Raw genomic sequence first — 25,340 nt, forward strand, 5'->3', positions numbered from 1 at the left:
GTCTACTTCGCCAGCCAGAAGTCATAGGCGCTCGATGGCGAGTCCAGACCAGCCTCGAAGCTCAGCCCGTTGACGTTGTTCTTCGCCGCCAGGAACCAGCTCGGAGCGAACATCGGCACGATGAAGGCCTGATCGACGCCGAGCTTCTGGATTTCATCCGTGAGGGCACGCTTCTTCGCCACGTCGGTCGCGCGCAGCGCTTCATCGATCAGACCCGTGATCTGAGGATCCGGATTGGCGATGTTAGAGTACAGAAAGCCCTTGGAGCCGAGCATGTCCCACAATTCCCGCGCGGGATCCGATGGATTGTCGGTGTTCGGATAGATCGTCCAGGTACCATTGGCGTTGTTCTTGGCATACTCGCCGGCGGTGATGATGCGCAGGTTGAGATCGAAGCCGATATTCTTGCGCAGCGCGGCCTGGATGCCCTGGATCAGCACTTCGCGGTTGTCGCGGACATAGGGCTGCGGATAACCGACGTCGATCTTCAGGCGCACGCCGTTCTTGGCGCGGAAGCCTTCAGAATCGCGGCCGGTCCATCCGGCTTCGTCGAGCAGCTTGTTGGCGCCTGCGATATTGTTGCCCCATGCACCGACCAGCGCCTTGTTATAGGCCGGGTTGGCGGGGCCGATGATGGACCATGCACGCGGCACCGTACCGAGATAGACCTGCTTGACCAGCGGTTCGAGATCGAAACCGTCTCGCAGCGCGCGCCGGACCCGCACGTCATCCGCGGGCGGAATGGTGTAGTTGATGTTGAACGTGAACGACGTGCTGGCGCCGGACGGGCCGGTCAGCAATTTGAATTCGGCCTGATCCGCGAACAGCGCCACGTCGGTCGGCTGCACGCCTTCGATCAGATCGACCTGTCCCGACGTCAGCGCCCCGGCCCGCACTGCCGCCTCCGGCAGGAACCGCAAGGTCACGCGATCGAGATAGGCCGGACCGGTATGCGCGGCATAACCCGGTCCCCACTTGTAATCCTTGTTGCGCACGAACACCGCCGACTGGCCGCGGCTGTAGCGCTCGAACACGAACGGCCCGGTGCCCGCCAGCAGTGGCCCGCCGCCGCACAGGTCGCCTTTTGCAAGTGCCTTCGGCGAGATGATGCCCAGTTTGACGTTGGACGTGGACTCCAGGAATGTCGAATCCGGCTGCGTCAGGATCAATTTGACGACATAGGGCGACACGACTTCGGCGCGATCGAAATATTGCAGCAGCGCTACCGCGTTGGTGGCATTCTCCGGCTTCTTGACGAAATCGTAATTCGCCTTCACCGCCGCGGCGTCGAACTTCTCGCCGTCGTGGAAGACGACGTCCTCGCGCAGCTTGTACGTATATTCCTTGCCGTCCGGCGAGATCGACCACTCAGTCGCCAGCCATGGCGCGAAGGTGCCGTCGGTCTTCTTGCCGACCAGCGAGTCGATATAGTTGCGCGCCACGAAAAACGCGGCCTGCTGGGAGGCGCGATGCGGATCGAAGCAGCTCGGCTCGGTCGCAACGCCCCATGTGATGGCGCCGCCCGAAACCGGCTTGCCCTCCTGCGCCTGCGCAAGCTGCCCGCCAAGCATGACCGACACGATGGCAATCGACGCGCGCGCCGAAATACTAATCTTCCTCATTGGGGACCGTCCGTTGGTGTTTTTGACTACCAACCGCGGCAGCAACGTCTCGCATTTTCTGAAGTGATCAATGACATGGAGTTGCCACTTCATCTGAGCGCTGCAACGCGGTAGCAATTTGTAGCGCGATCTAAATCTGCAATCCGCGCAAAGACAATGCACTTCACGCGATCTCACCGTCGCGACACCAAGTTTGAAAGATCATTCGCGATGCGATGCGATCAGTGGGCGAATGTCATACGCGCGAGCCCGAAGACAACTGGATCGCTCTCCGCATCGCCCATCAGGAATGCTCCATGAGTGAACGCAAACTGCATCTCAACGTGAACCTGCTCCATTCCGGGGTCTATGCATCGGCATGGCGGCTACCTGAGAGCGATCCCGGAGCATTCTATGACGTGCAGCACTATGTAAATGTCGCGAAGATCGCCGAGCGCGGAAAATTCGACGCGATCTTTCTCGCCGACACGCCGGCCATCACCGACCGCATCGACCTGCGGCCGTTTCAATCCATGGAGCCGACCATCGTTCTGGCTAGCGTGGCTGCCGCGACCACGCATATCGGCCTGATCGCCACCGCATCCACGACCTATAACGAGCCGTATAATATCGCGCGGCGCTTCGCGACGCTCGACCATGCGAGCGGTGGCCGCGTCGGCTGGAATGCGGTGACCACGGCGGACGCGTCTGCGAGCCGCAATTTCGGTCTGTCGAACGTGCTCGAACACGGCTTGCGCTATGAACGCGCGAAGGAATTCGCCGAGGTCGTGCACGCGCTGTGGGACAGCTGGGAAGACGATGCCTTTGTCGGCGACAAGGCATCAGCGCGCTTCGTCGATACGTCGAAGGTTCACGCCATCGATCATCGCGGCACACATTATACTGTAGCCGGTGCGCTGACCGTGCCGCGCTCGCCGCAGGGACGGCCGATTACCGTACAGGCCGGGGGATCCAGCGACGGCCGCGACCTCGCCGCGGCACAGGCCGATGCGGTGTTCACGCTGTCGCAATCGATCGAGGATGGTGTCGCCTATGCGCGTGATCTGCGGGCGCGGGCCGTCGCCTATGGCCGCCCGTCGGATTCCATTGTGATCCTGCCGGGCCTCGCGACCATCATCGGCAGCACCGAGGCCGAGGCGCAGCGACGGCAAGACGAATTGTGGGACCTGGTGCCGATCCAGTACAGCCTGTCGCGCCTGGCAGGAACACTGCATGTCTCGCCCGACATGCTCGAACTCGACAAGCCACTGCCGGACATTCCACTGCCCGCTAATGCCAACCAGACGATGTTCAAGGGCACCGTCGCCATGGCCCGCAAGGATAATCTGACGGTGCGGCAACTGCTCAAGGCGCTGGGCGGCGGGGTCGGCCATCGCATCATCGTCGGAACACCCGAGGCGATCGCCGACGATATCGAAGCCTGGTTCAGGGCCGGTGCCGCCGATGGCTTCAACCTGATGCCTGACGTCTTGCCGACTGGTCTGGCCGTGTTCGTCGACGAAGTCGTCCCGCTGCTGCAAAAGCGCGGCATCTTCCGCCGCGACTACGAGGGTACAACGCTGCGCGAGCACTTCGGACTCGAACGCCCGCCCAGCCGCTATGCAAAGCGTCCCGCAGCGGCCGTCACGGCGTGATATCACCGCATGTGACTGCTCCCGCCGCGATCGACGGGAGCAGTCATGGTCGCGCTAGCCCGTCCTATGGCGCGTGGAACACCAGCGCGCGCAGCTCGATGCTCTCGCGCGGCGGCGCATCTGCAGGCGCGGTCGGATCGGCAAATGCCGTGTGCGGAGCGAAACGCGCGACGCCGTCTTTGCCCGAATCATAGCACTTCAGCAGCAATATCTCGTCGGGCGTCATATCCGGCACGTAGTACCAGCGATGCTGCGGATTGAATTTCACCGCGTAGGTTTCACCGACCCGGTGCTGATAGACCAGATCCGATCCGACGAGTTCGTCGAAGCGAACGGTCCGCGCATCGGCGACCGCCAGCGGCGAATCCTTGAGAGGCCCACGGATCGGACGCCACAGATTGATGATCTGCACCCGACCCTGGAGCAATTCTTCTGCGTCTTCTGGGAGCAGATCGCGGACACGTTGCGGACCCGATCTATCCGTATGATCGACATGCACCCGGGCGACAGGCTGGCGCGGGCCGTCGCCGCGGTCATTGACGCCATCGACGCGCTTGCGCACGGTATGATCGAAGATGAAGACACGGCTCGCGCCGGTTATGTCCTTCAGCAGCTTCTCGGCTTCGGGATAGTAGACGCCCCTGACGTTCTCATCATCGTAGAAATCGGAGACCGCGCTGTGCTGGTGCGCCACCGCGAAGCCGTGTTCATCGAGCGACCACTGACCGATGCTCGGCCGCGCATCATGGATCGCAACCGCGTGCGGCTCCGGCTCCGCAGTGGAACGCGGCTCCCCAGCAGGAGGATCGAATGTATAGGTACGAGGGCGGCCATTGATCGGCGCCAGGTAATTCAGATCCGCGGTGACGAATGCACCGGCCGTGATCTTCTCGTTGAGCAGTCCCATGATCGTTCTCCCGATTGACATGGGCTCATCACATATTTCATGCGGCCCATTTGATTCAATCTGATCCCGGAGACCCACCGCGCCAATGGGACGCTTGAAATAAGAACGTCATTTCCCTGCGGCACAGAAACAGATGATGCGATTTCAGCATTGACATCGATTGCAGATATTTAGTGTTGCGATCACGATGATCGTGAACAGCGTCCGGAACCGACGTTCCTGCGCAAGCGGAACATCGCGCGCATCCGCAGGCATTTACGCCTCGTGACCGGCGCTCCGAAAGAAGGATTGGAAGCCGTTCGGCTCAACTTTGGAATTCCCAAGCGCGCTGCGTGGAGCATTAATGGCCACCTTCAGGAGTCGAATTGATGCCACATCCGCCCCTTCTCGCCGTCGCCATCGCAACCGCTCTTGCGCTTGCGACGGCCGTCGAGACCTATCACGCTGCCCGTCAGCCCAGGCCTGACATGTCCCGGAATGCCGCGGCCACAGCGACGCCAGCTCAGCAACTCGATCGCGCGCTGCAGGCACTCCGCCTCGATGCTGCCAGGGATAACGCATCAGCCATGTAGACCGGAGAAGGGACCAAGGCATGTATCTCGGAAAGATGATCGCTTTGGTACTGGGACACGCGACGTTCCTCAGCCTGTTCGTGTGGTGGTTTCACTAAGCGAAGATCAAGCCTTCCGGCAGGACCGCCTGCGATATCAACCTAACCGCGCGACGCCTTCAGCAAAGCTGCCTCCCCCCTCACCCGCGGAAAGATGTGCTCGGCGAAACGCTGCATCTCGCTTTCCAGCGGCTGGAATTGCAGCATGAACAACTCGATGCCGACAGCATGGAACTCGCGGATGCGGGCGGCGACCGTATCGTAGCTTCCCACCAGACCGGCAGCGGTGCCGCCATTGGTGCCCACCCGCGGCGACTTCTGCATCGTCTGCATCATCACAACCTTGGGATCGGTATTGGCACGCTGAACGGCCTTCATCGGCGCGTCCTGCGCGGCGAGCGCCAAGAGACGCTGATGTGCCTGCTCGGCTTCAGCGTCCGTTTCACGCGCGATCACGAAGGCCGACAGGCCGAAACGCAGCGGCGCACCGAGCCGCGGTCGTGCCGCGACATTGGCGATCAGTGCCGCGACATCGGCCAGCGGCTGGCCGTTGATGAACCAGACATCGCCATGTCCTGCCACCAGATCGCGCGCCGGCTCCGACTCGCCACCGACATAGATCGCAGGCCGCGCGCGGTAGAGATCCTTCGGCCGCAGCGCGTAGTCTCGGACATCGAAATTTTCGCCCTTGTGCGTCAGCCGTTCCCCGCTCGTCAGTCGCGCAACGATCGAGATCCATTCCTTGCCATAGGCATAGCGATCGTCATGCTCGGCAAAGCCGATACCGGCTTTCTCCAGCTCGGGCTTGTTCCAGGCATTGACCAGATTGAGCGCAAAGCGGCCGCGGCTGATATTCTCGATCTGCAGTGCCATCTTGGCGAGTACGACCGGATGAAACAGATAGGGCTTGATCGCCGCGATGATCTCGATCCGGCTGGTCAGCGCAGCCAGTGCCGCTGCAGAGCTCCAGGTCTCGAGTTGATCGAGATCCTCCTGATGCGGATTGATGGTGTGCTGCGCGATCAAAGTCGAATCGTAGCCCAGTGCCTCGGCCTGCAGGACCAGTGCCTTGTTGCGCTCCCACGATGCATCATACGGCTCTTCGGGATCACGATGCGCCGCCCGTGGCCCATGCACCGGCGCCCAGACGCCAAATCGAAGAGGATTCGTGCTCATTGTCTGCCTCATATTCAAGTCGCTCTCGCTATAAGACGACCCGCGCACAACAATGCAAGCACCGCCGTGCACTCATGGCATCGGCGGCAAAATGGCGCGGATCGAATGAGAAACTTCTTCTTCGCATGACGTGTAGCACCACAAGAAAATTCCACTGCACTTCGGGCCGATTGAATTTCAAGGCAACACGCAGCTTCATTTTCCAAAAACAAGCACTGCAAAAGATCGTTCACCTCTCAATCGCGTCGCTCGGATATCAAACTGATCTAATATCGCATGGAGAATGGTTTCGCCGAAGAAACTGAAGACGCTGCGCTTTTCGTTGCTCTATCATCGCCGCTGAATTTCAGAACTGCAGCAATGGATGGCAGGGTGAGCAACGTCGACTACGTCATTCAACAGGAGTATCGCGCACCCGCAACGCCGGCACCCGCGCGCCACGCTTCCGCCAGTGCCAAACCCGGCCTGAAGCCAAATCTGATCGTTCTGTCCTGGATCGCGCCCGTTATTCTCATCGTTGTATGGGAAGCGCTGGCGCAGGCCGGTTGGCTGTCGCCACAAGTCCTTCCTGCCCCCTCAAAGGTGCTACGCACAGCGTGGAAACTGACCTTGTCCGGATCGCTGCTGAACGATCTCGGCGTCAGCTTGCTGCGTGCGGCCGCCGGCTTTGCAATCGGTGGCAGCATCGGCTTCATCCTCGGCACGCTGGTGGGCTTCTCGCGCATCGCCGAAGCATTGATCGATCGCAGCGTGCAGATGATCCGCGCGATCCCGTTCCTCGCCCTCGTCCCCCTCGTCATCGTCTGGTTCGGCGTCGGTGAAGGACAGAAGATCTTTCTGGTCTCGCTCGGCGTCGCCTTCCCTATCTATATCAACACCACGCTCGGCATTCGGCAGATCGATCCGAAGCTGATCGAGCTCGGCCGCGTGCAAGGATTGTCCACCCTGCAATTGATCCGGCGCATCATCCTGCCCGGCGCGCTGCCGTCGATCCTCACCGGTGTCCGCTATTCGCTGGCAACGGCATGGCTGGCGCTTGTGGTGGCCGAGACCGTCGGTGCGCAATCGGGCCTCGGGTTCCTCGCCATGGACGCCCGCGAATTCCTGCGCACCGACGTGATCGTGCTGACCATCGTGATCTACGCGCTGATCGGGGTTGCCGCCGACTCCATCGCCCGGCTGCTCGAACGCAAATTGCTCGCCTGGCATCCGAACTACGGCAAGGGCGCACGATCATGAGCCCGACATCCGTGACATCTGGCGAAAACGCCGTAACCGTGAGCGGCCTGACGCGGGCCTATGGCCCGCGGGTGGTGATCGACAGGCTGGATCTCCGCATCGGGCGCGGTGAATTCGTCGCGCTTCTCGGTGAGAGCGGCTGCGGCAAGACGACGTTGCTACGCGCCCTCGCCGGTCTCGACCCGATCCAGGGCGGACATATCGATGCGCCCGGGCGACCTGCCGTGGTGTTTCAGGAACATCGCCTGCTGCCCTGGGATGCGCTCTGGCAGAATGTCTCGCTCGGCCTTCCAGGCGCGGATCCGCGCAAGCGCGCCGCCGCTGCCCTAGTTGAGGTCGGACTCGGCGACCGGCTGGATGACTGGCCGCGCAATCTGTCTGGCGGACAGGCGCAGCGCGTCGCCCTCGCCCGCGCGCTGGTGCAGGAGCCCCGGCTGCTGTTGCTCGACGAGCCCTTCGCAGCGCTGGACGCGCTGACGCGAATTCGCATGCATGTGCTGGTCAAGGAGCTGGTCGCCCGCCACCAGCCCGGCGTCCTTCTCGTTACACATGACGTCGATGAGGCAATTGCTCTGGCCGACCGAATTCTGGTGATGCGCAACGGCGTGATCGCGTCCGAGCACCGCGCCGATACTCACGGCGGGCCGGCTGCATCCCGCGATCGACTGCTTCGCGAACTCGGCGTCGCCACCAATCTCCAGGTCGCCTGATTCCACCTCACAGGAAGTTTTCTCATGTCAAAACCGTTCTTCACATCGTCACGCCGGGATTTTCTCAGTCTCGCGATGGGGGGTGTCAGCGCCTATGCCGGCATTCATCTCGCGAGCCATGACGACGCCATCGCGCAAAGCACCGGGCGAAAGACCGACAAGGTCCGTCTCACCTGGGGCTATCACGGCCTCACACTGATCGCGAAGGAGCGTGGCGAGTTCGAGAAGGCACTCGCCCAGCATGACATCAAGGTGGAATGGCTCGGCCCATTCCCGAACCACGCGCCGACCTTACAGGCAGTGACCGGTGACAGTGCTGACTTTGGCTTTGGCGGTAGCACCACGCCCGCGCTGGCGGCCATCATCGCCGGCTCGCCGCTCGTCTTCACCCAGTTCGTGCTCTACGAGCCGCGCACGACGGCGATCATCGCCAAGGATGATTCCGGTATCAACAAGGTCGAGGATCTGGTCGGCAAGTCGGTCGCGGTCAACCGGTCCGGGCTTGGCGAATTCCTGCTCATCGCAGCGCTCGAGAAACACAAGGTCGACCGCTCCAAGGTGAAATTCGTTTATCTCAACCCACCGGACGCAGCGCCCGCGCTCGCATCCGGCAAGGTGGATGCCTGGTCGATGTGGTCGCCGGGCGTCGACATCGCGCGGCTGGACTACAAGGCTCACGACGTTTTCCTTGAGGGACGCGACCTGCCGTTCCAGATCGACTTCTCCTCTTACGTGACGTCCCGCAAGTTCGCGAAGGACAATCCGGCCGTCGTGCGGGCGCTCAACGCGGCCTATGAGAAGGAAGCGCAGTGGGTCAACAAGAACACGACCGACGCCGAGCATCTCATCCAGAAAGTCGCGAAATATGACGACCGGATTCGCGACCAGTTCATTGAGCGCAAGCGCAACTACACGCTCATCCCCGTATCGGACAAGAAATTCGTCGGAGAACTGCAAACCGCAGCGAACTGGCTGACCGAGCGAAAGGTCCTGCCCGAGTCCGTCGCCGTCTCGGATCATCTGGCCAGTCTTTAAGCTTCTATCGCCGCTCGATCCTTCCCCTGGAATCGCCGAGAAAGAATCCCATGAACAAGCCCACACCGCAGCACTCGTTCGACGTGTCGCAGCCGATCCGGATCGGCTCGTCCGATCTGCAACAGTTGTTTGATCACATCGCGCAGGGCGAGGCAGAACGCGAGCAACACCGTGTCCTGCCTTACGACATCATCGAGCTGATCCGCCGATCGCGGATCGGCGCGCTCCGCATTCCCAAGGCCGACGGCGGCGGCGGCAGTACGGTGCGTGAACTGCTCACTGCAGTCATCAGGCTGGCGGAAGCCGACGCCAATGTCGCGCATATCCTGCGCAATCACTATAGCGTGGTCGAGCGCCTACTGGCCTCGCCGCCAAGCGCGCAGAATCGCAAGTGGCGCGACGACGTCGCGGCTGGCGCCATCATTGGCCTCGCCACCACGGAGCTGGGCAGCTCGCAGGTGGGAGACATCGCTCCGGCCACCACCGTTACGCCGGATGGCGATGGCTACCGCCTTAACGGCACCAAATATTACAGCACCGGTACGCTCTACGCGGACTACGTGCTGGTGCGCGTCGCCGATGGTAACCAAGCGCTCGCGACCACGATCATTCCGGTTAAGCGCGAGGGTATCGAGCTGGTCGATGACTGGGATGGTTCGGGCCAGCGCCTGACCGGAAGCGGCACCACGCATTTCCACAACGTCCGGGTCGAAGCGGCCGAGCTCATTTTCGATCAGCCCAATATCGGCTATGGGGCCGCCTATCAGAACACGTTCGCGCAACTCTATCTGACGGCCATCAATGCTGGTATCGCCGCAGCCATCCTGCGAGACGCCAGCGACCTGGTCAGGCGGCGCGCACGCAGTTTCTATTACGCGCCGACTCTTCACCCGCGCGAAGACCCCATCCTGCAACAGACCATTGGCCAGATCGCAAGCAATGCGTTCGCGGCAGAAGCAACCGTGCTGGCCGCGGCCGACGCGCTTGACGTATCGAGCAATGCCCCAAATCGCGAAGATACCAAGCCGGCGCTGGATGCCGCCCTCGCATCGTCCAAAGCCAAGATCGTCGTCGACGAACTGGCCATCCGCAGCGGCAGCCTGCTGTTCGATGCCGGCGGCGCATCCGCGACCAAGAAGTCCGACAATCTTGACCGCCACTGGCGCAATGCGCGGACGCTGTCGTCGCACAACCCGGTGACTTACAAGGCACAGGCGATCGGCGCCTATGAGATCAACGGCACGCCGCTGCCAGCCAAGGGCTTCTTCTAGGCAATCCGGAACGCTGCGACATCGCAGCGAGCGCGATACATTCACTTCATTCCCAACCTGGACACATGATGAAAGCTGCATCTCGATTTCTCATTCTCTCCCTTTCAGCGCTTGCACTGTCGTTACCCATCCTGCAGGCCAACGCCGCCGACAAGCCGCTCAAGATCGGCGTTTCGGCAGGGCCCTATGGTGACATTCTTCGCGAGGCCGCGCGGCTTTCCGAGAAAGAGGGACTGAAGGCGGAGATCATCGAGTTTAGCGACTGGAACCAGCCCAATGCAGCGCTGCAGGCAGGCGACATCGACCTCAACAACTTCCAGCACCGCTTCTATCTCGCCAATCAGTCGAAGGCGCGCGGTTACAAGCTCTCCGCCCTCGATGAATCGATCCTGGTGCCGGCCGGCGTCTTCTCCAAGAAGTACACCAAGGCCTCCGACATTCCGGACGGGGCCAAGATCGCCATCCCCAACGATCCGACCAATGCAGCGCGCGCATTGTTGCTGTTTCAGACCGCTGGACTGCTCAAGTTGAAGACCGATGCCGGCCTCTCGGCGAGCATTCTCGATGTGACTGAAAATCCGAAGAAGCTGCAGATCGTCGAGATCGACGCGGCCCAGTTGCCGCGGTCGCTCGACGACGTGGCAGCCGCCTTTGTGTCATCCAACTACGCCTATCTCGCCGGCCTGGACCTCAACAAGGCGCTTGCGGCCGAGACCAACGTCGTCGAAGCCAAGCCATATTATACCCTCGTCTTCGCCGCGCGTGACGATCGCAAAGACGATTCGCAGATCAAGAAATTCATCTCGATCTATCGTTCGCAGCCGGTGAAGGATTTCATCCGCACCAAGTTCAACGGCTCGATCCTCGCCGCCTGGTAATCCCAACGGGAGGACAGCTCGCCGATCCTCCCTGACGCGATGTGGCATGGCCCGACCACGGGCCGGGCCTGTCGGGACAGCGGCAGCGTGCCAGCGCAGCGGCTATGCAACCATCATCGCGGACTGATCTTGCTGCGCACCGATGCCTGCGTCACGAAACTGTTGGGCGGCACGTCTTCGGTCAACCAGACATTGCCACCGATGGTGGAGCCGCTTCCGACCACGATGCGTCCCAGAATGGTCGCGCCCGCATAGATGATGACATCGTCTTCGATGATCGGATGGCGCGCATTGCCCTTGATGGCCTTGCCCTCGTGATCGGTCGGGAAGTGCCGGGCTCCAAGCGTTACCGCCTGATAGATTCGGACGCGATCGCCGACGATGGCAGTTTCGCCGATCACGACGCCGGTGCCATGATCGATGAAAATGCTGGCGCCAAGACGCGCGCCCGGGTGAATGTCGATTCCCGTTGCGCTATGCGCCAGCTCGGCGATCAGCCGCGCCACCATCGTCGCCCCGAGATTGTAAAGCAGGTGCGCGACGCGGTGATGGATGATCGCCACCATGCCGGGATAGCCAATCAGGATTTCGGGGAAGCTCGTCGCAGCAGGATCTCCCACGAAGGCGGCCCTGAGATCGCTGACCAGCCTGCCTCGAATCTCCGGCAGCCGGGCGGCGAAGTCGCGCGTCAGCGCAACGGCATCCTCGAAATGTCGCTCGGTCGGCGCGCCGTCGGAAACGAAAGTCTGCCCGCGGTAGACTTGCTCGAGCAAGCCATCCAGTGCGGCGCCCAGTTTGCCTTCGACAAACGCATCGATGCTTTCGGTGCCGAAATCGGAACGGCCGTAATGCCGGGGAAACAATGCCTCGGTGAGGCTCTTGAGCACCTCCGTGAGGGCTTCGCGCGACGGCGCCCGTCTGCTCGGCCCACGCTGCCAGATATTGTGGGCAACGTCGCGGGACTCGCGCAGCCCGGCAACGATCATACCCAAGTCCCAAAGTGGCGCCGGACCGTCCCGACCTATGTCTTGTTTGACGTCGTCGGCAACCCTCGACATCGCGGCTCCCCTGTTGCGATCTCATACAGCTGCAACTGTGACTCATGAGCCGAGGACAAGGAATTCCAAAAGTGCCCCATTTTCGATACGTCCATGCTTCCTTCTCACGCGCCGACCTCACGTCACGTGCCCTTCGCTTCCGATACCATCGCGGTCAGGCACTGAACCAGCGTGCGCACAGCTCCAAAGCCTGTGCACGCTGTGTGGCGGAACGATTTCACGTCGGTCGGATGGCTGCTGCCGTCGCCAAACAGCCGTTCGTTCGCCGCATATGCCTGCGCACAGCATCGTCGTCGTTGCGATGACGATAAATTTGGATGGCCATTTCATTGACGAACGACCGCCGCCGTCGGATATTCGTGACATAGATTATGCACTTCGGAATGCCTGCATGACCGCATATGAGACAACAGTAGTGAGCCAGTTGCGCAAGCGCGTAACCCGCCGCTGCGTGTCCGCGGCCACCGGCGCGTGTTGTTGATTCCGGCGTAAAGCTCACACCGAACATCCCATCACTCACGGATAGGATCGCTGCCTCGGCGGCGAACAGAACGCGCATGTCCAATGCCTATGTCATCGAAGTCTTCAATCGCACTGCCGGAATCGTCGTCGCCGAAGAGCGCGGATTTCGTTTCTTTTCATCAGAACCTGCCTTCGACACGCTGGAAGGCGACCATTTCGGATCGGCCCGTGCAGCGGAACGCGCGGCGAAGGCACTCATGGACCAGCGAAGTCACAAGGCTAGCCAATCCCGCATCGCCACGGCCCGCTGAGTTCGAGACTGTCTTGGCCTGACCAGAATGATAATCAGCGCGCCGAACGAACAAAATTGCCTGGCGCAGACGGCATGGAGAATATTACTCCACGCCGGAACGCCCCGGCGCGCTGATCATCATTATTTCTGGCACGCGCTTGCGTAGACCGGATTTATCGCCTTGTTATCTGCAAATGTCGCGTTGGAGAACGATGATGCGTGAACTATCGGCGGAAGCCCGGTTGCATAACCGTGCGCGCGCGTCGTCGAACCGCACAGCGGTGCGCCTGCATACGGCCGCCGTTTACGGCGCATTTGCGTTGATCGCAGCCATCGTGTTCGGCGCAACATCGGTGCGCCCATTTTGACAACGGCACGGGACGGTGAGCCGCACGCAAACATGCGGTCCCATCGTCAGAGGACATCATGAGCGATCGTTCGGAGTTTCTTTGGTACATCCCGAATGACGTGAAGGCAGGTCACCGCGGCGACGTCGTCGATCCAAACCACAACAGCGTTGAGACGCTTGCCGACCAGGCGCAAGCGCTGGAACGTCATGGGTGGAAAGGCGCGCTGATCGGAACCGGCTGGGGACGGCCGGACACATTCACCGTCGCCTCAGTGCTGGCGGCCCGCACGACGAGTTTCGAGCCGCTGATAGCCATCCGTCCGGGCTATTGGCAGCCGGCGCATTTTGCATCTGCCGCAGCCACACTGGATCAATTGAGCGGTGGCCGGGTTCGCATCAATATCGTCTCCGGCAAGGACAATCTGGCGGCTTACGGGGATGACGAAGCCGACTCGTCGCAGCGATATGCGCGGACCAAGGAGTTCATGCGCATCGTCCGGCGGCTGTGGACCGAAGAAAACGTCACCTATTCCGGCGCACATTTCCGCGTTTCCGACTCGACTGCGGCGCCGCGCATCATCCAGCGCGGCAGTCGCCGACATCCGAAACTGTATTTCGGCGGGGCGTCGGACGCGGCCGAGCATGTCGCCGCAACCGAAGCCGATGTCCAGCTGTTCTGGGGCGAACCGCTCGGTGACGTCAAGCAGCGTATCGAACGGCTCAAGAGCTTGAGTCAGCACCTTGATCGCGATCTCCCGCCTTTGGAGTTTGGTCTCAGGATCACGACGCTTGTCCGGGAGAGTTCGGCCGAGGCCTGGGCTGCGGCGGAAGCCAAGGTTGCCGACATGGCGAGCAAAGCAGGCGCGGGCTGGAACGACCACGGGCCTGCCATCGCGATCGGCCAACGGCGACTGCTCGACCTGCAGGCCCGCGGCGACGTCCTCGACGACAATCTCTATACGGCACCAGGAAAATTCGGCGCAGCCGGCGCCGGCACCACCTGGCTGGTCGGTTCGGCATCCGAAGTGGCCAGCTCGCTGCAGAAATACCGTGATCTCGGAATCAAGTATTTCATCCTGTCCGACACGCCCTATCTGGCGGAGATCGAGCGGCAAGGCAGAATACTCCTGCCTTTGCTTCGGGATTGATTCATGGAAATCGAAATCTGACGACCATTATATAATTGAAATAATTATATAATTTCTGCGGACACCGTTAGGCTCAATCGTGCCGAGGTCCGCTTTGCGAATGCAGCGCCAGCTCCCGCCGGATCGCTTTCGTCCCGACACGGTAAGCCAGGCGGATATCGCTGCCCCGTTCGCGATACTCTGGCGCGCAAATTTAATTGCAGGGGCCTGCCGTAAGTGATTGAATTTTCAGCAACTCGACTCAACTAATGATGGAGATACTTTCGCCAGCGAGGTTACTGCCATGCTTGCCGAGAAGTTTTTTCTGGTGCTCGAGACAATCAGAAGTCACGCCTCCGATGATAAGCCATCCGGTGGTAGATCATCTTCAGTCGTGACCGGTCACGTACCGCAGATCCCGATCAAACCGCCGAGCGAAAAGCAAACTAAGGCCGCCGACTGAGGTAGCTTTTCGCTTTTCACGAATGTGGGCGTTCGCACCATTCGAACAGCCCTGAGTCCCGCTGGTCCCGATCGATCCGGAAATTGCCGTCGTAATTTACCGCGTCATTCCATCGCCATCTTGGGCACGTCTTGCTAGTGTCATAAAATATGATGCGTGCTTCCGATGGAGTTACCATTGAACGCCCAGCAGCCAATCGTGCCCGATCCTGCTGGCGCAGCAATTGCTGTACGACCGGGTGAACAGGCGGAAATCGAACTCAAGCTGCTGGCGCCGCAAGCTATCCTAGAGAAGCTGCGCGAGATGCCCGTCATCGTACAGCATGCGCGCAATCGCGGCGTGGTCCGCCAGCTAGAGACAGTTTATTACGACACGCCGGAGAGAGCGCTGTTTCAACGCGGCATGTCGCTGCGCGTGCGACGCAGCGGCAAGCATTTCATTCAGACGCTAAAGCTGCTGCCCGACGTCGGGCGGCCGTTGGCGCGACGACAGTGGGAAACACCGGTTGACGGCATGACTCCCGACCTGGCGCAGCTTCCTGTTGCCGAGATTGGCGATCCGCTGACGACGCTTACGCCCGATGCGCTCGTGCCAGCGTTTGCGACAAGAGTTCGCCGACATGCACGGCAGCTCGATCTGCCTGATGCGTCAGTTGAGATCGCCTTCGACGTGGGGACTATCGAGGCCGGCACGCGTCAAGAAGTCCTGTCCGAGATCGAGCTCGAATTGAAGAGCGGCAACGCCGGCGCGCTGTTTGATCTCGGAACGCAGTTGCTCGACGCGGCGCCACTGCAGGTCGGCACACGGAGCAAGGCAGAACGCGGCTATGCGCTGGCGTTCAATGTCGTGCAACCGGCGGCGAAAGCCGAATCCGTCAGCATCACTGCCGAGCACGCGGTTGACGACGCCATTGCGCTGCTGGGGGGCGCTTGCTGGCATCATCTCCTGCGCAATCATGCGGTGGCAAAGGAAGGATCCGACCCCGAAGGCGTGCACCAGATGCGCATCGCTCTGCGCCGTCTGCGCACGATCTGTGCGCTGTTCCGGCGCGAGATCCCGTCGCCCTCGTTCGAGGCAATCAACAGCGAAGCACGGTGGCTGATGCGACAGCTCGGCCAGACCCGCGATTGGGACGTTTTCGCGACCACGATCGTTTCTCGCGTGGCGACGACAACGCCGGAGATCGACTTCGGCGGCTTGCGCGACGCAATCGAGCGACAGCGCAAGTCGAACTACAGCAGCCTGCAGGCGGTTCTCGACGATCCGCGCTACAGCAGTTTTCTGCTTTCGCTCGGGCACTGGGTCGAGCGCCGCCGCTGGCGCAACGATATCGACAGCGATGCGCTGGCTGTCCTGTCGCAGCCGATGCCGGCGCTCGCCGACAAAATTCTGGCGCGACAGCAGCGGAAGGTGCGCAAGCGTGGCACGCACTTCCGGCAGCTCGACACCGCTGCACGGCACAGTCTCAGGATCGAGCTCAAGAGGCTGCGCTATGCGGCGGAATTCTTCTTGCCACTTTACGCCGGCCATGCGCCCGCCAAGCGCTACGTGGCTCGGCTCGCCAGGCTCCAAAAGAGTCTTGGACGCGTATGCGACATCGCAAGTATCCGCGGATTGCTCGGTTCCGTCAGGCAAGGCGATCAGGCCGCACTTCACCTCGCCATCGGCACGGTGACCGGATGGCAGGCCCGTGACGAGATTGCGGCCGCGACAACGCTGCGCAAGAAATGGCGGCGCTTCAAGGCGACGCCGACATTCTGGGGCCGGTAAATTTCGTCGCGCTCGTCTACGGACATGACAGCGAGCACCTAAAATTGTGCGACAAACGGCGATTTTCAACCGAAACCAGACCCGCAGTAGTCAACACCACCGCTGCCCGGATTCGTGATTTTGCTTTGAATTGGCTGAAAAATGGCGCTCCGTAAGGGATATCACGGAACGGAAAGAAACCAATTTCCCCAATAAAATCAATAGGCGAACCTGCCCTATGTTGGGCATGTAGGACGTCATGTAGGACGTCGCAAAAACCGTTTTGTTCACGGTCTATCTGATCACCGCGACGCCATCCCCCTCCGCGAGGCGCAACTTATTCTCGCGGATTCGATACAGCCGCCGGGCCAAAAAGCTAGGGTTGCAACCGATACCGGACGACGGAAAGATCCTCTAAAGCCGATGGCCTACGCTAAGGCCGCATGGATGACTGAAATCCCTAACCGCCGGTCATTCGTTCGTTTAGCGAGCAATGTGATTGCGCTCGCCGCGGTCGGCGCCGCTGGCATTCGCTTCGTTGGGAGCGATTGACGCGTTCACGGCCTCAATAAGAATCATCCCGGCAGCTCATCCTGATCGCATCGATTTCATTCACGTTCGGAAAGTCGATTGGCATTCGCCATTTCGGGCCCGCTTTTCGCGTTTGCCTATGCGTCTTCGGCCTTTGCACAGTCCGGGCCAACGCCTGACGTTACCGACAATGAAATCGTCGTCGGGCAGACAATGCCGTACGGCGGACGCGACTTCCAGCGCCAGTAGTAGCGAAAGCCGGCCTTGCGCCAACGCCCAAGCGTCTTGGGCCGGATGATTGTGAGAACTTTCAGGATGGCTGGAAAGCAGCTTTATTGGACCGTGATCGCTGCCATCACTTTCTGAGCACGAAATGACGCTGCCGGATTGACAGGACTATCTGTCGATATCTCACGAGCTCCATAGGTCCGTTACGCTGACGATAAGACCCTTCGATCCCAGAGCATTTAACGCGATATTGTGAACTGTCTCAGTCGGAGCACTGCAGAGTTCACCGATGACCCGGACCGACAGGTCGTCAGCCGCGCGCGATAGGGCGGTGAAGACGACACAGTTCTGCGTCATCATTCCACAGATCAGCAATTCGTCGGTTTTCGTTAAATGAGACAATAGTTCCGTCTCTTGGAAAGCGTCGGCGAACTGTTTGATGACGACAGGAGCATCGGCTGCAGCTGCAAGAACGGCTGGTCGGATGGCACTACCTGGGCCGTTTGCCGCGAACAAACCGGCGTCTGCCTTCGACACGTGTCGAACGAGGACGACGTTGTCTCCTGAAGCTCTTGCCCGCGCGATGGCGGACACGATGCGAGCCTCAATTTCATCGGGCTTCCATAGTGGAAGAAGGCCACCGGGGAAATATTCGTTCTGGACGTCGATCACGAGAAGCGTGCGGGTCATAATGGGGCTCCTGAGGTTTCAGCGACCTTTACTCGCGCACACCAGCGTCCGTCAGTGGCCCGATGGACATTTTTGGTGTAGATCGGGCCAATGCGAATTGCCGTCCTCGCCTACGATCACATCAGTCCTTTCATGCTGTCCACGCCGCTCGCAGTGTTCGGCGAACCGTTCCTGGCCAGCGGTCATCGGATCGACGTCTGCTCAAACGAGCCTCGTTTAAAGACCGCAGGCGGATTGACGATCGAGGCGAGCTATCCGTTGGAGGCGGCCCGCGAGGCTGACGTCGTGATCCTGCCGGGCTGGCGGAACGTCGACGAACCGCTGTCGTCGGATATCATCGCGGAAGTGCAAATGGCAGGCGAGCGCGAGGCGATCGTCGTCGGCCTTTGCCTCGGAGCCTTTGGTCTGGCCGAAGCCGGCTTGCTCCATGGACGCCGCGCGACAACGCACTGGGCTCAAGCGAAGACGTTCGCGCTACGTTATCCCACGGTCGACGTCGATGCCGGCGCACTCTTTATCGACGAAGGGCAGATATTGACCTCGGCGGGCATCGCATCCGGGCTGGACTGCTGTCTGCATCTGCTCGCCCGCATGTCCGGGCTCGGCGAAGCCAACCGCGTCGCCCGTCACCTCGTTCTTGCGCCGCAACGCTCGGGGCAGCAACCGCAGGTGCTTGAGCGCCCGGCGATCGGATCGTCCTCCGATCGGCGTGTCACCGAAATTCTGGAAGGGCTGCGCGCAGATCCGACCCGGACGCCGTCGCTCGACGAACTGGCGGAGCGTGCCGGCATGAGCCGCCGAAGCCTGTCGCGTCATATCCGCTCGCGGACCGGCGGCAACCTCGGACAATGGCTGAAGCAAGTGCGCCTGTCGCGCGCCCAGGAGATGCTGACATCCGGCGTACATGGCATGGAAGATGTCGCCCTTCGCAGCGGATTTCCAGATGCGCACGCATTGCGGTCAGCATTTCGTGCCGAGCTCGGGCTGACGCCGACGCAATGGATGGCGCGGCAGAAAATCGGCTGATCGCAGACCAATCGATCTGGAGCTGGCGATCGCCAGAGCTCCGTCATTCTAGAACCTCAATGACACGAAGATAGTTTTCGCCTCTCAATGATGGCGGCAACATCTCGATCATTTTCGATAACGTTCATTAGCCGAAATGAAATTCTTGTTCTTGCTGAACGAAGAGCGCACTCAATCGCGGATTGCGACGTCGGTCTCTCAAGGAAGCGATAGTTCTTTCTTCACCCCGCGCCATTGCGGCGTGTTTGTCCTCCGCTTGGAGCAATATCTGAAATTGCCAGAGCGAATGTTGTGGGCAAACATTCACGATAGCTTCTGACGCCTTGCGGGCGTATCTCGATTTGCAGCGGAGATATTAAATGAGCGACAACGCGCCTCGCGTCGATGCACGCACAGCGGACGCCGTCGAGCTCGATGCAGATGTGCTGGTGCTCGGCGGCGGCCCGGCCGGCACCTGGGCGGCAATCAGCGCTGCCGGCGAAGGCGCGCGCGTCGTGCTCGTTGACAAAGGCTTTTGCGGGACCTCCGGCGCCACAGCACCATCCGGCACCGGTGTCTGGTACATCGATCCATCGCCTGACAAGCGCGAGGCCGCGATGACCAATCGCGAGAAGATGGGCGGCTATCTGCAGGATCGCCGCTGGATGTCCCGCGTCCTCGACCGCACCTACGACCAGAGCAACAGACTGGCGGAATGGGGCTATCCCTACCCGACCGATGACAGCGGCCGATCTCAGCGCAATTCGCTGCAGGGGCCGGAATATATGCGGCTGATGCGCAAGCGCACCAAGGCCGCGGGTGTCACGATCCTGGATCACAGTCCGGCGCTGGAATTGCTGGTCGATGAAGCCGGCGCCGTCGCTGGCGCCGGGGGCCAGCAGCGCCAGGACGGAAAGCCATGGCGCGTGCGCGCTGGTGCCGTCGTCATCGCGACGGGCGGATGCGCCTTCCTCAGCAAGACGCTGGGCTCGAACGTTCTCACCGGCGACGGATATCTGATGGCCGCCGAACTCGGCGCCGAGCTGACCAGCATGGAGTTCTCCAATCCCTATGCGATATCGAGCGCATTCGGATCGGTGACCAAAACGCTGTTCTTCGGCTGGGGCACCTTCACCTATGAGGATGGGACGCCGGTGCCGGGTGCTGCGTCGAAGGGCGGCCGTTCGGCCATCGCGCGCGCATTGCTGCAGGGTCCCGTCTACGCGCAGCTCGACAAGGCCGATGCTGACATTCAGGAGGCCATGCGCGTCTCGCAGCCGAACTTCTTCCTGCCTTATGACCGCACGGGCGTCGATCCTTTCACCCAGCGCTTTCCGGTCACGCTGCGTCTCGAAGGCACGATCCGCGGCACCGGCGGCCTGCGCATCGTCGATGACAGCTGCGCCACCACCGTGCCCGGCCTCTATGCCGCCGGCGATGCCGCGACGCGCGAACTCGTTTGCGGCGGCTTCACCGGGGGCGGCAGCCACAATGCGGCGTGGGCGATGTCGTCCGGCTACTGGTCGGGCCAGGGCGCGGCACGTTACGTCAAGGGCACGCGCCGTATCCGCCGGAATGCAACGGGCGCCGGCACCGTGGGCCTGCAGGAAAGCACGCGCCCGACATTGAACGGCGCGACCCTTGCCACAGCCGTGCAGAACGAGGTCTTCCCGTACGAGATCAACTATTTCCGCGAAGCTGGTCGCCTGACGGCATCGCTCGCGCGCCTCGACACACTCTGGCACGACGCCACCAAGGCAGGCGCTGTGTCGGGCATCGACGCGGTCCGCGCGCGCGAAAGCGCCGCGATGCTGGCGACGGCACGCTGGATGTATCGCAGCGCGCTGGCGCGCAAGGAAACTCGTGGCATGCATCGGCGCGACGACTTCCCCGAGCAGGATCCGTCGCAGCGCCACTACATCACCACCGGCGGCCTCGACGAGGTCTGGACAGCTACCCGTCCGCACGCCGAAGCATCTCTTGCGGAGGCTGCAGAATGATCGAGGTCATCGATTCCGAAACTTGCACCTCCTGCAATATCTGCGTCCGCGTCTGCCCGACCAATGTGTTCGACAAGACCGACGGCATGCCCGTCATCGCCCGGCAGGACGACTGCCAGACCTGCTTCATGTGCGAACTCTACTGTCCGGAAGACTCGCTCTACGTTTCGCCCTTCGCGGACGAGCCGGTCAGCCTCGCAGCTGCGGAACTCAAGCAGTCCGATGTACTCGGCAGCTATCGACGCGCTGTCGGCTGGACCAAGGAAACGCGGGATCAGCGCGGCATCGATCGCAGCTATCGACTCTTCGGCCACTGACAATACCCGACGGTGTCGGACGCATTGCGCGTCCCGGAGCTTCGCATGAACGTCAGATCCGTGGCCGTCGACCGTGTCGTCGATCGCTTTCCCGCCGTTCGCCGCATCTGGACGGCGCGCGCGGTCGGCCATCGGCTGCTGCCGCTTGCGATTCCACTGATCATCCTGATCGCATGGCAATGTGCGGCATCGCTGCGGCTTCTGCCGGTGCAGATCCTGCCGCCGCCGCTACTGGTGGCGACCACCGCCATCGACCTGATCCGTGGCGGCGAGATCGTCGACGGGCTTCGCATCAGCCTGTGGCGGATCGGGATCGGCTTCGCCATCGGAGCTGGCGGCGGCCTCGTCTTCGGCGCGCTGCTCGGCCTGTCGCGCACCGTCGAGGCCTATTGCGGACTGACCTTCAGACTGCTCGCCCAGATTCCGTCGCTCGGCTGGCTGCCGATCCTGCTGCTGATCTTTGGTCTCGATGAGACGCTCAAATTCGTTCTCATCGCGAAGGCCAGTTTCGTCCCGACCGTCATTGCCACGTCCGAAAGCGTCAAACAGATCCCTGCCCCGTTTCGCGAGGTTGCGCGCGTGTTGCAGCTGCCGGCGCGATCCTATCTGCGCCGCCTCGTTTTGCCTGCAACCATTCCCGGTATTTTCGGCGGCCTGCGCACTGCCTTGAGCCATGCATGGATCGCGCTCATCGTGGTCGAGATGCTCGCCGCCACCGAGGGCGTCGGCTACACGATGGTGTGGGGACGCACCCTGTTCCAGATCGACATCGTCATCGTCGGCATGGTGGTGATCGGCCTGATCGGCCTCGCCATGGATACCGGCCTTGCGCGTATCGAGCAACGACTGCAGCACTGGGAGGCGCGCCCATGAGCGGCGCGATACCTTCCGAAGCTCTGCGAGCAACGCGCGGCGGCGCATTGCCGTGGTCGCGCGGTCTGGTATTGCCGCTCGCCCTCGCGCTCGGCTGGGCCTGGGCGGTACATGTCGGCTGGCTGTCAGGCCCGCTCGCCATTCAGCCCGAGCGGATTCTGCTCGCACCGTTCGACGATGCGGCCGGCCGCGAGATCTGGCGAGCGATCGCCGCCAGCGCGCTCCGTTACGCCGGCGGTGCCGGCATCGGCATCGTGCTGGGCCTCGCGCTAGGCACTGCGATGGGCCTGTCCTCCACCGTCGAACGGGCGAGCGGCGGCTCCTTCCATGCGCTGCGCCAGATCACGCTCTTCGCCTGGATTCCATTGCTCACGGCCTGGTTCGGCAACGGCGAGGCCAGCAAGATCGTCTATATCGCGCTGTCAGCCTTCTTTCCGGTCGCACTGAACACCGCCACCGGCCTGCGCAACGTGCCGACATCCTATCGCGAAGTGTCGCGCGTGCTCAGCCTGTCGCGCCGGCAAGAAATCCGCCGCGTGCTGCTTCCCGCCGCCCTTCCGGCCATCACCATCGGCATCGAGATCGCACTGATCAGCGCGTGGATCGGCACCGTCGGCGCGGAATATGCGATCGGCAACGGGCGCGGCATCGGCACCTTCGTTTCCGAAGGGCGTGAACAGTTTCGCATGGACATCGTCATCATCGGCGTCATCGCGCTCGCGGCCACCGGCTATCTGGCGACACGTGTGTGCCGCCGGCTGTCGTCGCTGGCCTTGACGCGCGCCTCCGGCCTCACGTGATGGAAACCGCATGACAGAATTCACCGAACTCGCGATCCGGCATGTCACCAAGACCTATGTGGTCGACGAGACGCCGCTGCCCGTGCTGCAGGATGTGTCGCTGTCCGTGTTGCCCGGCGAATTCGTCAGCATCGTCGGCGCCTCCGGCTGCGGCAAGTCCACGTTGCTGCGTCTCATCGTGGGGCTCGACGACGACTATCGCGGCGAGATCCTGCTCGGCGGCACGCAGGTGAGCGGCCCCGGCGCCGACCGCGGCATCGTGTTTCAGGATCACCGGCTGTTTCCGTGGTTGACGCTGACAGAGAATGTCACGCTTGCGCTCGATGCCTTTCCGCTGCCGACGGAAGAAAAAGCGCGGCGCGTCCGCGACTCCATCGCGCTGGTCGGTCTGTCCGGCTTCGAGTGGGCACGCCCTGAGCAGTTATCCGGAGGAATGGCGCAGCGCGCCGCGATTGCGCGTGCGCTGGTTCGGCGGCCTGCAATCTTGTTGCTGGACGAACCGCTTGGCGCTCTCGACTCGCTGAACCGCACGCGACTTCAGGACGCGCTGCTGGACATCTGGGAGGCGCAGCGGACCACCGTGATCATGGTGACCCACGACGTCGAGGAGGCCGTCTATCTCTCGACCCGCATCGTGGTGATGGAGCCACGCCCCGGCCGCATCCGCAGCGTCATCCCGGTTGAACTGGCCGCACGCGACCGCGCCGCGCCCGATTTCCTCGCGCTCAAGCAGCGCGTTCTCGCCGATCTCCGACACTGAAACCAGGAGCAACCATCATGGATAGGATCACGCGACGCAGTTTCACCGCTGGCGCCGCCGCGCTGCTGGCAGCCGGCACAGTGGCCCGCGCCGCCACCGATACGCCGGAGACGATCCGCTTCGGCGCCTTCGGTGCCGGCTTCGGACAGCCCTACGGTGTGGCGACCTTCGGCGTCGCCCAGGCCAAGGACTTCATCGCCAACGAATTCAAGGACACGCCGGTCAAGCTGGAATGGACCTATCTCGCGGGCACCGGACCGGCAGTCAATGAAGGCATCGCCAACGGACGTATCGATTTCGCTCAGTACGGCGCATTGCCGAATGTGATCGGCCGCGCCAACGGCCTGCCCACCCGCGTGCTCTTGAATTACGGTCCTACCACGATCTTTGGCGCCGCACGCAAGGGACTGCCTATCCATTCGATCAAGGATCTCAAGGGACGCAAGGTCACCTTCCAGAAAGGCACCATCCTGCATTGGGCGTTCCTGCGCGCGCTGCAGGCAAATGGCCTGACGGCCAAGGACCTGACCGTCGTTGATCTCAAGACTGCCGATCAACTCGCTGCGCTGGCCGCCGGCAGTGTCGATGCCAGTATCGGTTCGAGCTCGGTGCTGTCGCTGCGCGAGAAGGGCATCATCGATATCTTCTACACATCGAAGGACATCGGTCCGAAGGCCACCGGCTTTGGCGGCATTCTCGTCACCGATCAATTCCGCGAGAAATATCCCGACGCGACGCGCCGCGTCGTCACCGGCCTTCTCAAGGCGGTCGCGTGGATCGGCGACGAAGCCAATCGCGACGAGGCGTTGCGTATCTGGTCGAAATCCGGCACGCCCTACGAGGCCCTGCAGGAGGAGTTCCACGGCCAGTCGCTGAAGGAGGCGTTCAATCCGCTCGTTGACGAATTCCTGCTGGCCCAATTCCAGGATGTCGTCGATTTCTCCAAGTCCGAAAAGCTGATCCGCAGCGATATCGACGTGAGGGAATGGGTGCTTGCGGCGCCGATCAACGAGGCACTTGCCAGCCTCAAGCTCGAGAAATTCTGGACGCCGCGACATGCCGATGGATCGCCGAAAGCATAAGGCAACGATTCCGGTTGTCCGGATCGTACTGGGTGGGAGATTGTGATGATCGATTTTCCGCTCAAGCGACGCTATGAGCGCGATCCCGTCGATCTCGACGAAGCGGACACACGGGCGGCATTCGACGCCTGCGACGCCATTCCATTGGCGATGCGGGCGCGCGCGCAGACCTTGCGCTCGCTGGACCGCTGTGTCCGGCTGCGGCGAACACTGCGGACACAGCGCCCGGATCGTCCGCAACTGCGCTCCGCCCTCAAGGCCGAGCAACGCGTGCTGGCCCTGATCCGCCAATGGGCGGACGGCCAACGCATGCGGTGAAGTGAAAAGCCTCCGGCGCGCTACCCTAAGAGTAGGTCCGTTGTTCTCCCGACACGCTTTCGGACAGAAGCTTTATCCAAGAAATGCAGCATATCCGAAATTGCCGCTGGCCCACCGCGCAACGTATCTTCTGCGCATATGCACAGTCCGCTCA

General features: G+C 61.8%; 26 protein-coding genes. 20 read left to right on the forward strand and 6 right to left on the reverse strand.

All coding sequences use genetic code 11. The features are described from left to right. Positions 1-2 precede the first annotated feature (2 nt). Entirely contained in the window at positions 3-1,622 is a 1,620-nt protein-coding gene (locus AB8A38_RS11905; RefSeq protein ID WP_439086135.1) for an ABC transporter substrate-binding protein, read from the reverse strand. Between the two features lie 296 nt (positions 1,623-1,918). Between AB8A38_RS11905 and AB8A38_RS11910 the strand changes: the two genes are divergently transcribed. Further along, complete coding sequence (locus tag AB8A38_RS11910) at positions 1,919-3,256, forward strand: LLM class flavin-dependent oxidoreductase (protein WP_439086136.1); 1,338 nt, start codon at positions 1,919-1,921, stop codon at positions 3,254-3,256. A 64-nt stretch (positions 3,257-3,320) separates the two neighbouring features. Here AB8A38_RS11910 and AB8A38_RS11915 read toward each other — a convergent pair whose 3' ends face one another. Further along, positions 3,321-4,163: a CmcJ/NvfI family oxidoreductase gene (locus tag AB8A38_RS11915; protein ID WP_439086137.1), complete on the reverse strand. Its 843-nt coding sequence runs from the start codon at positions 4,161-4,163 to the stop codon at positions 3,321-3,323. A 368-nt stretch (positions 4,164-4,531) separates the two neighbouring features. Here AB8A38_RS11915 and AB8A38_RS11920 point away from each other — a divergent pair, with 368 nt between their 5' ends. Further along, positions 4,532-4,735 carry a hypothetical protein gene (locus AB8A38_RS11920; protein ID WP_439086138.1) on the forward strand — a complete coding sequence of 68 codons (204 nt, stop codon included), beginning with the start codon at positions 4,532-4,534 and terminating at the stop codon, positions 4,733-4,735. Positions 4,736-4,875: 140 nt separating this feature from the next. Here the strand turns inward: AB8A38_RS11920 and AB8A38_RS11925 are convergent, their stop codons facing one another. After that, complete coding sequence (locus AB8A38_RS11925; protein ID WP_439086139.1) at positions 4,876-5,949, reverse strand: LLM class flavin-dependent oxidoreductase; 1,074 nt, start codon at positions 5,947-5,949, stop codon at positions 4,876-4,878. Between the two features lie 465 nt (positions 5,950-6,414). On the opposite strand from AB8A38_RS11925, the gene AB8A38_RS11930 reads away from it, so the two are divergent. The 5 genes from AB8A38_RS11930 to AB8A38_RS11950 all read left to right on the forward strand — a co-directional run bounded on the left by AB8A38_RS11930 (position 6,415) and on the right by AB8A38_RS11950 (position 11,082). Continuing rightward, entirely contained in the window at positions 6,415-7,188 is a 774-nt protein-coding gene (locus AB8A38_RS11930; RefSeq protein ID WP_439088508.1) for an ABC transporter permease subunit, read from the forward strand. After that, positions 7,185-7,898, forward strand: coding sequence for an ABC transporter ATP-binding protein (locus AB8A38_RS11935; protein WP_439086140.1), 714 nt, complete (start codon positions 7,185-7,187; stop codon positions 7,896-7,898). The genes AB8A38_RS11930 and AB8A38_RS11935 overlap by 4 nt, the downstream gene beginning before the upstream one ends. Positions 7,899-7,922: 24 nt before the next feature. Beyond that, positions 7,923-8,933 carry an NrtA/SsuA/CpmA family ABC transporter substrate-binding protein gene (locus AB8A38_RS11940; protein WP_439086141.1) on the forward strand — a complete coding sequence of 337 codons (1,011 nt, stop codon included), beginning with the start codon at positions 7,923-7,925 and terminating at the stop codon, positions 8,931-8,933. A 50-nt stretch (positions 8,934-8,983) separates the two neighbouring features. Continuing rightward, the gene (locus tag AB8A38_RS11945) at positions 8,984-10,204 is read left to right on the forward strand and encodes an acyl-CoA dehydrogenase (protein WP_439086142.1); all 1,221 of its coding nucleotides are present in this window, start codon (positions 8,984-8,986) and stop codon (positions 10,202-10,204) included. A gap of 68 nt (positions 10,205-10,272) precedes the next feature. Continuing rightward, on the forward strand, positions 10,273-11,082 hold the full coding sequence (locus AB8A38_RS11950; RefSeq protein ID WP_439086143.1) for a MetQ/NlpA family ABC transporter substrate-binding protein: 810 nt from the start codon (positions 10,273-10,275) through the stop codon (positions 11,080-11,082). A gap of 113 nt (positions 11,083-11,195) precedes the next feature. Here AB8A38_RS11950 and epsC read toward each other — a convergent pair whose 3' ends face one another. Together epsC and AB8A38_RS11960 are read right to left on the reverse strand one after the other, a co-directional pair. Beyond that, a complete protein-coding gene (epsC, locus tag AB8A38_RS11955) occupies positions 11,196-12,068 on the reverse strand; it encodes a serine O-acetyltransferase EpsC (protein ID WP_439086144.1) in 873 nt (290 codons plus the stop codon). Positions 12,069-12,357: 289 nt separating this feature from the next. Next, positions 12,358-12,699 (reverse strand): hypothetical protein, encoded by a 342-nt coding sequence (locus AB8A38_RS11960; protein ID WP_439086145.1) that lies wholly within the window; start codon positions 12,697-12,699, stop codon positions 12,358-12,360. On the opposite strand from AB8A38_RS11960, the gene AB8A38_RS11965 reads away from it, so the two are divergent. From AB8A38_RS11965 to AB8A38_RS11985, 5 genes are all read left to right on the forward strand, one after another. Continuing rightward, a complete protein-coding gene (locus AB8A38_RS11965; protein WP_068738647.1) occupies positions 12,698-12,913 on the forward strand; it encodes a hypothetical protein in 216 nt (71 codons plus the stop codon). The genes AB8A38_RS11960 and AB8A38_RS11965 overlap by 2 nt on opposite strands. Before the next feature lie 196 nt (positions 12,914-13,109). Further along, positions 13,110-13,262, forward strand: coding sequence for a hypothetical protein (locus tag AB8A38_RS11970; protein WP_086937164.1), 153 nt, complete (start codon positions 13,110-13,112; stop codon positions 13,260-13,262). 58 nt (positions 13,263-13,320) lie between these two features. Beyond that, positions 13,321-14,391, forward strand: coding sequence for an LLM class flavin-dependent oxidoreductase (locus tag AB8A38_RS11975; RefSeq protein WP_439086146.1), 1,071 nt, complete (start codon positions 13,321-13,323; stop codon positions 14,389-14,391). 283 nt (positions 14,392-14,674) lie between these two features. Next, the gene (locus tag AB8A38_RS11980; RefSeq protein ID WP_439086147.1) at positions 14,675-14,833 is read left to right on the forward strand and encodes a hypothetical protein; all 159 of its coding nucleotides are present in this window, start codon (positions 14,675-14,677) and stop codon (positions 14,831-14,833) included. 177 nt (positions 14,834-15,010) lie between these two features. Then, positions 15,011-16,603: a CYTH and CHAD domain-containing protein gene (locus AB8A38_RS11985; protein ID WP_439086148.1), complete on the forward strand. Its 1,593-nt coding sequence runs from the start codon at positions 15,011-15,013 to the stop codon at positions 16,601-16,603. A gap of 921 nt (positions 16,604-17,524) precedes the next feature. Here AB8A38_RS11985 and AB8A38_RS11990 read toward each other — a convergent pair. Continuing rightward, positions 17,525-18,031: a cysteine hydrolase family protein gene (locus tag AB8A38_RS11990; RefSeq protein ID WP_439062502.1), complete on the reverse strand. Its 507-nt coding sequence runs from the start codon at positions 18,029-18,031 to the stop codon at positions 17,525-17,527. Positions 18,032-18,121: 90 nt separating this feature from the next. On the opposite strand from AB8A38_RS11990, the gene AB8A38_RS11995 reads away from it, so the two are divergent. The 8 genes from AB8A38_RS11995 to AB8A38_RS12030 all read left to right on the forward strand — a co-directional run bounded on the left by AB8A38_RS11995 (position 18,122) and on the right by AB8A38_RS12030 (position 25,186). Next, positions 18,122-19,057, forward strand: coding sequence for a GlxA family transcriptional regulator (locus AB8A38_RS11995; RefSeq protein WP_439062501.1), 936 nt, complete (start codon positions 18,122-18,124; stop codon positions 19,055-19,057). Between the two features lie 359 nt (positions 19,058-19,416). Then, complete coding sequence (locus AB8A38_RS12000) at positions 19,417-21,036, forward strand: FAD-binding protein (protein ID WP_439062500.1); 1,620 nt, start codon at positions 19,417-19,419, stop codon at positions 21,034-21,036. Then, positions 21,033-21,353, forward strand: a complete 321-nt coding sequence (locus AB8A38_RS12005) for a 4Fe-4S dicluster domain-containing protein (protein ID WP_439062499.1) — start codon at positions 21,033-21,035, stop codon at positions 21,351-21,353. Before AB8A38_RS12000 ends, AB8A38_RS12005 begins: the two co-directional genes overlap by 4 nt. Positions 21,354-21,398: 45 nt before the next feature. Then, positions 21,399-22,226: an ABC transporter permease gene (locus AB8A38_RS12010; RefSeq protein ID WP_439086149.1), complete on the forward strand. Its 828-nt coding sequence runs from the start codon at positions 21,399-21,401 to the stop codon at positions 22,224-22,226. Further along, positions 22,223-23,026: an ABC transporter permease gene (locus tag AB8A38_RS12015; RefSeq protein ID WP_439062497.1), complete on the forward strand. Its 804-nt coding sequence runs from the start codon at positions 22,223-22,225 to the stop codon at positions 23,024-23,026. Before AB8A38_RS12010 ends, AB8A38_RS12015 begins: the two co-directional genes overlap by 4 nt. 10 nt (positions 23,027-23,036) lie before the next feature. Next, positions 23,037-23,786, forward strand: a complete 750-nt coding sequence (locus AB8A38_RS12020; RefSeq protein WP_439062496.1) for an ABC transporter ATP-binding protein — start codon at positions 23,037-23,039, stop codon at positions 23,784-23,786. A 17-nt stretch (positions 23,787-23,803) separates the two neighbouring features. Beyond that, on the forward strand, positions 23,804-24,868 hold the full coding sequence (locus AB8A38_RS12025; protein ID WP_439062495.1) for an ABC transporter substrate-binding protein: 1,065 nt from the start codon (positions 23,804-23,806) through the stop codon (positions 24,866-24,868). Positions 24,869-24,913: 45 nt separating this feature from the next. Beyond that, positions 24,914-25,186, forward strand: coding sequence for a hypothetical protein (locus AB8A38_RS12030; RefSeq protein WP_439062494.1), 273 nt, complete (start codon positions 24,914-24,916; stop codon positions 25,184-25,186). Positions 25,187-25,340: the final 154 nt, after the last annotated feature.

The organism is Tardiphaga sp. 839_C3_N1_4 (assembly GCF_051811045.1).
Lineage (GTDB): Bacteria > Pseudomonadota > Alphaproteobacteria > Rhizobiales > Xanthobacteraceae > Tardiphaga.